Here is a 10922-nt window from a genome sequence, read left to right as displayed (position 1 = left end):
GTTGCATTCACCATCCAAACCAAGCCAAAAGAGGAAAACGTGTACGAAGGCGCAGTCCAAGAGCTGATCGACGAGCTCGGACGCCTTCCCGGAGTCGGTCCCAAGTCCGCCCAACGGCTTGCCTTCCACATCCTCGAAGCCGATCCCCAGGATATGAAACGGCTCGTCGAAGCCATCACCACGGTGAAGGAGCGGGTCAAATTCTGCACCGTGTGCGGCAACGTCACCGAGCAGGACCTGTGCAACATCTGCCGGGATCCGCGGCGCGACCCGTCCGTCATCTGTGTGGTGGAGGAATCCAAGGACGTGCTCGCGGTGGAACGCACCCGCTCCTTCCGTGGCCGGTATCACGTACTCGGCGGTGCCATAAACCCCATCGCGGGGGTGGGACCGGAGCAGTTGCGGATCCGTGAACTCCTGACTCGGCTGAACGACGGCGCCATCCAGGAAGTGATCATCGCCACCGACCCCAACCTCGAGGGTGAAGCGACGGCGACCTACCTTGCCCGGATGCTGAAGACCATCGGCATCGCCGTCACCCGGCTCGCCTCGGGCCTGCCCGTGGGCGGCGACCTTGAGTACGCCGACGAGGTCACCCTCGGACGCGCCTTCGAAGGCCGCCGTAACGCCCTGACCTAGGCCGGCTCAGGCGATTCGCGTACCCCGCGCCAGCCTGTGCGCGGGGGTGCGCAGCGAGCGCCATCCCAGCCACATCAGCAGCCCCGCGACCACAAGCTGCAGGCCCAGCCCCAGCGGCCACAGAGGGGTGCTCTGCGCCAGATAGCGGGGCTTGGCTTCCCCGTTTGCGCACGGGTAGGTGCCATCCGGCCCCGCCATGGCGTAGCGGGCACCCTGGCTGATGGTTTCAATGGCGCCCACGGGTGACGACATACCGTACGCAGTCGAGGTCCGTACCGGGTAAGGGATGGCATCGGCCACCACCACGTAGGGGTTCATGGCCAGCATCCACGCCACCCGTTCAGTGTGCACTGCCGGCTGTGGCAGCAGCGGTCCGGAGCACGTGTATTCGGGTTCAGTGGGCGCGGGCTGCTCCTGCAGCGGCTCATACGGTGCATAGCCGCGGTACTGGGCCTGATTGGCCATGATGGTGCCCTGCGAGAGCCCGGTACCCAGGCCGAAGGCAATAAGTGAGCCGAAAACGAGCCCGGCCACAGCAAGGTAGGTGACCACAATGGAGAACAGCGGCCGCCCCGCCAGTGCGGATATCCCGACGCCGATGGAACACACCACGCCCACCTCCACAGCCAGCATCAGCAGGGCCACCAGAACGTGCCCGGGAGTCATGCCGCCCAGGGCGACGCCGATGATCAGGAAGGGTGTGCTGGCAACCAGGAACGCCAGGGCGGCCGCCCACGCGGCGAAGAACTTCCCCCACAGGATCTGGCCGGGCTTGAGCAGGGTCACCTGCAGGATGGCAAGGGTGCCGCCGGCGCGGTCGCCGTTGACGGCGTTGGCGGAGAGCGCCGGCGCCACCAGCAAAGCGAAAAGGAGGACGAAGGCCAGCACCACTTCGAAGATCATGGACCCCGGCCCCGTCTGGGCCGGCATGAAGTTTGAGTAGGACCGCTGCGCTTCATTCTGGGCATTCCAGGCGGCCCACGTCAGCCAGGTCACCAGGCCGGTCAGGACGAACCAGATGCCCAGCATGATGTACCAGCCGCGTGAACGGAGCCGCTGCTTGAGCTCAAGGACCACCACGTCCCGGATACCACCGAGGTAACCGGCGCCACGGCCGTGCGTGGGCGGGTGCTGGGTTGTTTCGGTCAGCTGGCTCATCGCTGCTCCCCCTCGAGGTTCATGTACGTCTCTTCCAGGGCACCCGAAGCGGGAGCGAAGGACCTGACCGACACCCCACCCAGCACCAGGTCGCGCAACAGCCGCGCGGCGTCGTCGTCGTTCATCAGCATCAGGCTGACGGCAGGGCGGCGGCCGTCCTCCACCCGGAAGGCCAGGCCCAGTTCGGTGAGCTTGGCGGCGAGCGGCGCGCCGTCCGTGGCGGAGATGGCATAGCGCCGGCCGGCGGCGGCCGCCTCGTCGGTGGACTGGTGCCGGATGGTCCGTCCGCGGTTGACGAACACGGCGGCGTCGGCAATTTCGTCAAGCTCACTGAGCACGTGGGAGGAGACCACCACGGACTTTCCTTCCGCCGCAAGCTGCCGCAGCATCACGCGCAGTTCCACCCGCGATCCCGGGTCCAGGCCGGACGCCGGCTCATCGAGGAGCAGGACGGACGGGTCATGGATCAGGGCGCGCGCCAGGCTCAGCCGCTGCTGCTGGCCCCGGGAGAGCACCCGGGCCGGCTGGTCGGCGAGCTCGGCCAGCCGGACGCGGTCCAGCATCTCCGCGACGCGCCCGGCTATCCCGTCCTTGGGCAGCTGGTAGAAGCGTGCCATCTGCGTGAGGATCTCCCGGGCCGTCAGTGACTCCCACACGCCCAGCGTGTCCGGCATCCAACCGATCCGTCGGCGCACCTCGGCACGGTGGTGCTGAGGATCAAGCCCCGCCACCGTGATCGTCCCGGCATCCGGCGCCAGCAGGGAGGCCAGCATCAGCAACAGCGTCGTTTTGCCGGCCCCGTTGGGCCCGATCAGGGCGGTAACTTTGCCGGCCGGCGCATGGAAATCCATATGCTCGACGGCGCGCACCTGCCCGAAGCTGCGGCTCACCCCCACCGCAGTAATCCCGTCGCCGCCAGGGTCCCCGGGCCGCGCGGGCAGATCCATTTTGTCCTGGTTTGCTGTCATTCCCCGAGCACCTGTCCCCCAACCGTTGCATGCATACGCGTCTGAGCCTACGCCCGGAGCCGCTGTGGCAGTGTGCGCCGTATGGCTGAGATTCGGTCACAATTCTGCCCCGGCGGCCTGCAGCGATAAACTGGCCTGAACACGTCACGCCGTCCAACCGCAATGGCCGTGCCTGACCTCCCCCGATTGATCCAGTGAAGGTACGCGCATGAGTACGCCCACTTCCGAAGTGCACGCAGCCACGCAGCAGCACACGCTGCCCGGCCCTGCTGCCGTCACCAAACAGCTGATCGTGCAGAAGTTCGGCGGTTCGTCCGTGTCGGATGCCGACGGCGTCAAGCGCGTCGCCAAGCGTGTGGTTGACGCACAGCGTGCCGGCAACGAAGTGGTGGTGGTTGTCTCCGCGATGGGTGACACCACCGACGAACTGCTGGACCTCGCCGGCCAGGTCACCGATTCCGCCCCCGCCCGCGAGATGGACATGCTGCTGTCCGCCGGCGAACGCATTTCCATGGCGCTGCTGGCCATGGCCATCAACAAGCTGGGCGCGTCGGCCCAGTCCTTCACCGGTTCCCAGGCCGGCATGATCACGGACGGCATCCACGGCAAGGCGCGCATCATCGACGTCGACCCGCACCGCATCCGCACGTCCCTGGACAAGGGGCACATTGCCATCGTCGCCGGGTTCCAGGGCATGAGCCGCACCACCCACGAAATCACCACCCTCGGCCGTGGCGGCTCGGATACCACCGCCGTCGCCCTGGCGGCTGCCCTGGAAGCGGACGTCTGCGAGATCTACACCGACGTCGACGGAATCTACACCGCAGATCCCCGCGTGGTTCCGTCCGCCCAGAAGATCGACACCATCTCCAGCGAGGAAATGCTCGAACTCGCCGCGTCCGGCGCCAAGATCCTCCACCTGCGCTGCGTCGAGTACGCCCGCCGGTTCGGCGTCCCCCTGCATGTCCGGTCCTCATTCAGCCAGAACGAAGGCACCTGGGTCATCCCCAGCGCCGAAGACAAGATCACCACTCAAGAGGGAGTTGCCTTGGAGCAGCCAATCATCTCCGGCGTCGCGCACGACCGTTCCGAAGCCAAGGTCACCGTGGTGGGTGTGCCGGACATCCCCGGCAAGGCCGCCGCGATTTTCCAGGTCATCGCCGATGCCCACTCCAACATCGACATGATCGTGCAGAACGTCTCAACGCACGGCCGCGGCCGGACGGACATCTCCTTCACGCTGCCCATCATCGAAGGCGCCGAAGCGCTCGCGGCCCTTAAGGCTGCCCAGCCGGACATCGGCTTCGAGAACATCGAGTACAACGAAAAGATCGGCAAGCTGTCGCTCATCGGCGCCGGCATGCGTTCCCACCCCGGCGTCTCCGCGACGTTCTTCAAGGCCCTGTCCGACGCCGGGATCAACATCAACATGATCTCCACGTCCGAGATCCGGATCTCGGTGGTCACGCACGCCGATCTCCTCGATGACGCCGTCCGGGCCATCCACAAGGCCTTCGACCTGGACAGCGAGGACGAGGCAACCGTCTACGGCGGCACGGGCCGCTAGCCGCCCCTGGTTTTAAGAACAACGCGGGGTCATTTCCGGCTCAATAACGACGAGTTATTGAGCCGGAAATGACCCCGCGTTGCTTTTTGGTTGGATCAGGTTTGCTTGTCGAGGTCGTCGCGGCGCACTGCGTAGTGGTGTCCCGCGGAATCGGTTTCCACCACGAAGTGGGAAAGGTCCTCTTCGGAGGCCTGCTCGAACTCATCATGCGCGTGCACTACTGGCGTATCAGAGTCAAGGCGTGTTGCCGGTCCAAAGAAGAACCGGAGCCGATCGGTGGTATTCATAAAACCGGTGAGAGCATGTCCCATTGTTTCCACCCCCTTCCCACTGTGCGGGCGAAGAGCAACTGGCTCCTCCTGGAGTCAGTGCCCCCATTTTACGCCCGCAGCCCGGAAAAGGCCCCGGCAGGGTTCTCAGCGCAGGGACTGGTCGCCCGGGTTCCGGGGCACAACATAGGTGCTGCCGTCCGGGCGGGTGACCGTTTCCCACTGCTGGGTTTCCCGCTCACGCTGGACCAGGAGAGCCCGGTTCTCTTCGGTCATGTCGTGGACCAGGGAGCTGCGGTTGGCGGGGCCAAAAATGACCCTGAGCTTGCCGGTGGCCCGCATAAACCGCTGGGACGCGTTGCCCTTGTCCGCTGACTTGCCTTTGCCCATGGAAGTGAACCCTTCGATAGAACCAATTTCTCAGTTCAGTGTACGCTAATAATTAGTGCACTAACTATTGGAGGATTGTGATGACGGCAATTTCTGACGCCACGCACCATCAGGACAACGATCTTCTGCTGGAGCAGCAACTCTGCTTTGCCCTCACCGTGGCATCCAGGAGCGTCGTAGGCGCCTACAAACCGGTCCTGGACAAATTGGGCCTGACCCACCCGCAGTATCTCGTGATGCTCTGCCTGTGGGAGTCGGCGCCCCGGACGCTGCGGAACATCAGCGAGGCCCTGGCCCAGGCGCCAGCCACCATTTCGCCACTTCTTCGGCGGCTGGAGGAAGCCGGTTTCGTCACACGCCAGCGGGTGGACGGAAATGAACGCAGCCTGGCCGTGGGGCTGACCCCTGCGGGCGCCGAGTTGCGGCAACAGGCACTGGCCGTCCCGGGCACCATGATGAACCGGTTGGGTCTGACCCGCGAACAGGTACGTGAACTGCACGGCTCGATGATGGCGCTCATCGCCGCCACGGGGACAGACCACGCGGACGCCGGCAGCGCGTAAAATGGCAACAACCTAGGAGGGTTCATGCCTTTGCGAACAGTACGGCCGTTCTTGGCGATTCTCGCCGTGGCCGGGCTCGCCGCGTGCACCGCCACGCCCAACAACCCCGCTCCATCATCCGGTGGCCCGACTGCCAGTTCCTCCGCCAGCCAGGGCGGCTCAAGCACCCCGGCTCCGGACACTGAGACTACCGTTCCGGCGCCGTCCCCTTCAGCACCCCTGGCCCCGACGGCGGGCCCCGGCGCCGGGAATGCAGAACTTGCCATCATGGTGAAGCCGTCCGCCACCGAACCGGCCGTGAACTACACGCTCGTCTGCCGGGACGGAGTCCCCACCGCGGAAAGCAAACACCCCAAAGCTGATGCTGCCTGCGCCGCGCTCAAAAACAACGCCGCGCTCCTCACCCCTGCTCCAAAACCGAAAGACCGGGCGTGCACCGAACAGTACGGCGGCCCGCAGACGGCCACGGTGACCGGCATCGTGGACGACACCCCCGTGGATACGTCCTTCGCCCTGACCAACGGCTGCGAAATTAGCGCCTGGAAAGCAGCCGAGGATGTCCTGGGTGCCACCGGTGGAGCACTTTAGCCTGTTGACGGCGGAGGCCTGGCGTGTCCGAGAGGAGGCGCACCAGCAACGCGTCCGCCGTTACTCCGATCCCTACCTTGCCCGCCGGTCGGCGGGGCGGAAGCACCCTGTGGAGGATTTCCTCTTCACCTACTACACCCAGAAACCCGGCCAGCTGCTGCGCTGGCACCCGGGCGCCGGCGTCGTACTCACCGGCGAAGGTGCGGCCGCGCGCGCAGGGTGGAAGCACTACAAAATGCTCGACGACGGCGAACTCGCCGCTGCGGGGCTGCCCCCAGGGAGCGTGGCGGTCACTTTTGACCGCGCTGCCTTTTTGGCCGACCGGCGGGAAGCTGTGGCGTTCGCGGAAATCATTCTCCGCGGAACCGCGGCCCGGCCGGCCCAGTTCGGCTGCTTTGGGCTGCACGAGTGGGCCATGGTCTACCGCCAGGACAAATTCGACCTGCGGCACGAGTACCTGCAACTGAGGCTGGGTCCCGAGGGTACGGACAAAGTGGTGGAGGACAACCGGATCCGGTGCTCACACTTTGACGCCTTCCGCTTCTATACCCCCGATGCCCTCGGGCTCAACGAACTGACGCCCAGCCGCGAAAACCAGCGGCACATGGAGCAGCCCGGCTGCCTGCACGCCAACATGGACCTCTACAAGTGGGCCTACAAACTGCTGCCCGCGCTGCCCAGTGAGCTGGTCATGGACTGCTTCGAGCTCTCCTGGCGGATCCGGACCATGGACATGCAGGCCTCGCCCTATGACCTGGCAGAGTGGGGCTACCCGCCCATCGCGATCGAAACACCGGCGGGCAAAGCCGCTTATGTGGAACACCAGCGGGCCTTCGCGTCCGAGGCCGCTGTACTCCGCGGGCGCCTGGCACAAGCGCTGGCACCGCTCAGTGTGGCGGCAACAGCATGACCGCCCCGGCGGTTCCGGAACCGGTTGACCGGGTGGACCTGGCCATCACGCTCCGGGAGGAGCCTGACGCCGGCGAGTATGTGTTCCGGCTGGTGGCGGCCGGCGGCAGGGTCCTGGAGGGCTCCACCCTCCCGGCACCCGGCGCCGCCCTGGAGGCTGTGGAGCGGTTCGGCGAGGACATCTTCTTCCCCAAACCGGGACCGCCGCGCCTCTGTACCCAGCAGTATGGCGGTCCGCAGGTGGCCGAAGTCACCGGCACCTTTCACGGACGCCCGGTGCGGGCGGTCTTCCGGCGGACGGACGGCTGCGAGATCGCCCGCTGGAACTCCCTGTCCACGCTGCTGGGCGGGACCCCCGACACGGGGAGGTCCGGGACCTTCGGATCGTCCCGGACGTGAAGCAGTACAGACGTGAAGCAGTACGGACGTGAAGCACTACGGACGTGAAGCACTACGGACGCGAAGCGTCCCGGCCAGCGAGGGCTGACCGGGACGCTTCGGATGGTGCTTTCGGCCTGGAGGCCTAGCCGGCCGGGATCCTGTCCAACGGTGCCATCAGCGGGGCACCGGCCGGAGCCGTCGCGGCCCCCGCGCCCACACGGACGTTGACGAGGGTCCTGATTCCGTTGTCCCCCAGCTTGAGGCGGGAAAGATAGGAACCGTCCGCGAGCCCGTTCCAGTTCAGCGTTGCCGTCGTGGCCGTGCCGTTTGGCGCCTCGATCGGATTCGGTGTGACGGTCAGGTTCCCGGCATCACCCGAGAGGGCGGCTGCCTGGATCGTTGCTTTGGCGGCACCCTTGTCCGGTGTGGAGTAGAGGTTGGCCGCGATGTAGTAGGTGCCGGCCAGCGGCGATTCGAGCTCGAGGAACTCACTCGCCGAAGCCGTGGCCACCTGGGTTGGCACTAACCCGCCCGCACCGTTCGGCGCGTAAACCACCATGTCCCAGTCGACGTCGTTCGTTTCCGCCTGCACTCCGAGGCGGGCGAAGGTTGCGCCTGCCGGGATGGTCACGGCCACCAAGGCGTTGTGCGCATCATTGGTGGGTGCGTAGGTACCCGGCGTCTTGGTAACGGCGGCCTGGCTCATCGGTGCCAGACCCTCCACTGCCACGGCGAGCGGAGCGTCGGAGCCTGACACGAGGTCCATGGTTCCGCTGCCGGTTCCGGTGGCGGAACTGAAGGAGAACGACGGCGCGATCCGCGCATCGACGGGCCGCACGGCCATGGGTGAGGTGACCGTCCTCGGACCTTTCCAGGTCAGTGTGCCGGTGGCGAACTGGCCGACGGGAGCACTTTCGTTGCGGATGGTGAGAGTCACTTCGCGGGTTTGCCCGGCTTTGGCGAAGTTCAGCGCCTTCGGTTCAACCGTCACGTTGACGCCGGGCATCTTCACCTCAGGCCGGTACATGCCGGGCACGAGGGCTGTCAGCCGGCGTTTGACCTGCACCTCGCCCACCAGGCTGCCGAGGGCAATCGATGGCAGGTTGAGGTCCTGGGCGGCGATGGTGCCGGCCTGGGGTGCCCCTGTGTCTATCCCTTGTCCGTTCAGGAACCCCAGCCAGTCAGAGATGCCCGAGTCGTAGACCAGGCCCGGATCGAGCACCCGCAAGGAGTCGATCTGGCCGGCGCCGCCGTCGAACGGGTTCCGGTTGGGAGTGCCGTCGGCATTGACCAGCGGGTAGGCGGTGGTAATCATGGCTGATTTGACAGTGGCAGGGCTCCACTGCGGTTCCTGGCTGAGCACCAGCGCGCCAAACCCGGCGATGTGCGGTGCTGCCATGGACGTGCCTGACATGAAGCCGAACTGGGCGCCCTTGTTGCCGATGGTGGAAACCCCGGCAAGGACGTTGACGCCGGGGGCGGAGATGTCCGGCTTGAGGAGGTCTCCGCCGGAAGCCAGGGTGGGACCGCGGGACGAGAATCCGGCCACCTGCGGTGCGGGAGGCAGCGGCTCTCCGGTGAGGTCGCCCTTGACGAGGCTGACCGTCAGCGCGGTGTTGCCGGCCAGCTTGGACTTCAGCTCGAGGCTCTCGGGGGCATTGACGTGGACCGTGGGGATGACGTGGTTATCGGCGTCTTCCGAACTGTTGGTGAGGTTGACGAGGATCATGCCTACGCCGCCCTTGGCCTGGACCTCAAGGCTCTTGGCCGTCCGGTCCACCACTCCACGGTCGCAGACCACAACCTTGCCGGTCACCTTGGCCGGGTCGAGGGTGCCGGGGCCGCACAGGTTGGGATTGGCCGCACCTGCTGCGGCAGCGTCCGCGGCGACAACGACGGGTTTGTCCGTGACTTCGGTCTTCATGATGGAGGCCCCGCGGTATAGGGAGCCATCGGAAACCTTCACGGTTCCGAGCAGGTCGCTGGGGAAGGTCGAGGCCGCCACGGTGGTCAGCCACGGCGACGCATGGTTGACCGTGGACGCTGCCGGCCCGGAGTTACCGGCGGAGGCGGCGATGAACACACCGGCCGCGGCAGCATTCAGAAAAGCGAGGGCCACGGGATCGGTGGTGCTGTCCGTGTTGCCTGAGATGGAGTAGTTCAGGACATCAACGCCGTCTTTGGTGGCGGCATCAATGGCTTCGACCGATGACGAGGTGTAGCAGCCGCCGGTGGCCGGGTTGTCATCTTCCCAGCAGATCTTGTAGACCGAGATCTTTGCGGCGGGTGCGACGCCGGAGCTCTTGCCAAAGCTCATGCCGTCCAGCACCTGCTCGACGTTGGCGTTGCCGGCCGCAGTGGTGGCCGTGTGCGTGCCGTGGCTGCCGACGTCCACCGGGGAGATCAACTCCTGCGGGGCCCGGTTTTCCGGCTTTACGGACTGCAGGTAGGCGTCGGCGAAGTAGCGGGCGCTGAGGACCTTGGAATTGCATAGCGTGCCGTCGAACCCGGCCCCGGTACCCACACCTTTCTGGCAGTCGCCCACGAAGGTGCTGCCATCAGCCTTGAGCATGGCAATCCGGCCTTCGGGGGTCCGGTAGGGCACGCCCATCTGGGCGGGACCACTCAGTGGCTGGACCGGCTCGCCCTGGAGAAAGGGGTTGTCCGGGGCATAGCCGGAGTCGATAACACCCACCACAACACCTTTGCCCGCGTTCGCCTGGCCGCCGAACTGGGTGGCCCAGGCGCCTTCCTTGCCCGTGAGGTTCAGGAAATCGCCGGTGGTGTAGTCGGGGTGGTTTTCGACGTCGGGCTTGACCGCCAGCACTCTGGCGTCCTTGGACAGTTCGCCAGCCTGGGCGGACGTCAGCTCTGCCGTGAATCCGTTAAGGGCCGCCGTGAACTGTTTCGACGGCGTCACTCCCTGCTGGGAGGCCACGTCCTGCTGCGTCTTGCGAAGGTGTGCGTCGTAGGCCTTGTAATTAGGGCTGCCGGTGTCAAGCTTCTGCCCGTTCTGCGGTTTGGTAGCCAGCAGGCCCGGGGTTTCCCCTTCATAGGCGGCCGCGGCCTTGGCCGCCAGGACCACAATGTAGCGGCCATCTTTGAAGTCACTCACCGCAGATTTTTGTGCGGCTGTTGCCGTATTCAGCCCGGCGGGCGCCGCGGTAGCGGGGCTCATCGCCATCGAGGCAAGGAGCAGCGGCAAACCCACGGCAAAGGCCGTCGCTCTCCGAAGTCCCCTGCCCCGGACGGGGCGTTTTGAAGTTGATTTCACGAGCGACTACACCTTTCACGAGGAACGGCCGGCCACATTTGCCGGTCTGGAACTGCTGGCAACGGCAAATCGCATTACAGATCTTGTAATACTGTGACCAGCTGTTACAAACAGTACAGACTGAGAGTTGAATATGACATAGATCACAGGCGTGTTTTGAGGTCAATCATCCATCTTTCAAGCGGATGCCGGAAGACCGGCCGGGACAGCAGTCGA

The 10922-nt window shown here is 65.7% G+C and carries 12 protein-coding genes; 7 read left to right on the top strand and 5 right to left on the bottom strand.

Going from position 1 to position 10922, the window contains the following annotated elements:
- Positions 1–39: 39 nt before the first annotated feature.
- The gene (gene recR, locus NQJ30_RS11010; RefSeq protein WP_255769965.1) at positions 40–639 is read left to right on the top strand and encodes a recombination mediator RecR; all 600 of its coding nucleotides are present in this window, start codon (positions 40–42) and stop codon (positions 637–639) included.
- 6 nt (positions 640–645) lie between these two features.
- Here the strand turns inward: recR and NQJ30_RS11005 are convergent, their stop codons facing one another.
- The gene (locus NQJ30_RS11005; protein WP_255769964.1) at positions 646–1797 is read right to left on the bottom strand and encodes an ABC transporter permease; all 1152 of its coding nucleotides are present in this window, start codon (positions 1795–1797) and stop codon (positions 646–648) included.
- A complete protein-coding gene (locus NQJ30_RS11000) occupies positions 1794–2765 on the bottom strand; it encodes an ABC transporter ATP-binding protein (RefSeq protein WP_255769963.1) in 972 nt (323 codons plus the stop codon). The genes NQJ30_RS11005 and NQJ30_RS11000 overlap by 4 nt, the downstream gene beginning before the upstream one ends.
- A gap of 208 nt (positions 2766–2973) precedes the next feature.
- On the opposite strand from NQJ30_RS11000, the gene NQJ30_RS10995 reads away from it, so the two are divergent.
- Positions 2974–4332, top strand: coding sequence for an aspartate kinase (locus NQJ30_RS10995; protein ID WP_255769962.1), 1359 nt, complete (start codon positions 2974–2976; stop codon positions 4330–4332).
- 95 nt (positions 4333–4427) lie between these two features.
- Here NQJ30_RS10995 and NQJ30_RS10990 read toward each other — a convergent pair whose 3' ends face one another.
- Both NQJ30_RS10990 and NQJ30_RS10985 read right to left on the bottom strand, forming a co-directional pair.
- On the bottom strand, positions 4428–4643 hold the full coding sequence (locus NQJ30_RS10990; protein ID WP_255769961.1) for a hypothetical protein: 216 nt from the start codon (positions 4641–4643) through the stop codon (positions 4428–4430).
- A gap of 105 nt (positions 4644–4748) precedes the next feature.
- Entirely contained in the window at positions 4749–4991 is a 243-nt protein-coding gene (locus tag NQJ30_RS10985; RefSeq protein WP_255769960.1) for a hypothetical protein, read from the bottom strand.
- Positions 4992–5071: 80 nt separating this feature from the next.
- On the opposite strand from NQJ30_RS10985, the gene NQJ30_RS10980 reads away from it, so the two are divergent.
- The 4 genes from NQJ30_RS10980 to NQJ30_RS10965 are packed head-to-tail and all read left to right on the top strand — an operon-like array spanning position 5072 to position 7450.
- Complete coding sequence (locus NQJ30_RS10980; RefSeq protein WP_255769959.1) at positions 5072–5554, top strand: MarR family winged helix-turn-helix transcriptional regulator; 483 nt, start codon at positions 5072–5074, stop codon at positions 5552–5554.
- A gap of 24 nt (positions 5555–5578) precedes the next feature.
- Positions 5579–6142, top strand: a complete 564-nt coding sequence (locus NQJ30_RS10975; RefSeq protein ID WP_255769958.1) for an SSI family serine proteinase inhibitor — start codon at positions 5579–5581, stop codon at positions 6140–6142.
- Entirely contained in the window at positions 6111–7052 is a 942-nt protein-coding gene (locus NQJ30_RS10970) for a 3-methyladenine DNA glycosylase (protein WP_255769956.1), read from the top strand. The genes NQJ30_RS10975 and NQJ30_RS10970 overlap by 32 nt, the downstream gene beginning before the upstream one ends.
- On the top strand, positions 7049–7450 hold the full coding sequence (locus NQJ30_RS10965; RefSeq protein WP_255769955.1) for a serine protease inhibitor: 402 nt from the start codon (positions 7049–7051) through the stop codon (positions 7448–7450). The genes NQJ30_RS10970 and NQJ30_RS10965 overlap by 4 nt, the downstream gene beginning before the upstream one ends.
- A gap of 124 nt (positions 7451–7574) precedes the next feature.
- Here the strand turns inward: NQJ30_RS10965 and NQJ30_RS10960 are convergent, their stop codons facing one another.
- Complete coding sequence (locus NQJ30_RS10960) at positions 7575–10547, bottom strand: S8 family serine peptidase (RefSeq protein WP_255769954.1); 2973 nt, start codon at positions 10545–10547, stop codon at positions 7575–7577.
- Here NQJ30_RS10960 and NQJ30_RS10955 point away from each other — a divergent pair.
- On the top strand, positions 10534–10803 hold the full coding sequence (locus NQJ30_RS10955) for a hypothetical protein (protein ID WP_255769953.1): 270 nt from the start codon (positions 10534–10536) through the stop codon (positions 10801–10803). The two genes, NQJ30_RS10960 and NQJ30_RS10955, sit on opposite strands and share 14 nt — an antisense overlap.
- The last annotated feature ends 119 nt before the right edge of the window (positions 10804–10922 follow it).

It is taken from the genome of Pseudarthrobacter sulfonivorans, assembly GCF_024391045.1.
Lineage (GTDB): Bacteria > Actinomycetota > Actinomycetes > Actinomycetales > Micrococcaceae > Arthrobacter > Arthrobacter sulfonivorans_B.
Note: the sequence above shows the minus strand (reverse complement) of the source record. Positions and strands in the feature narration are given on the sequence as shown.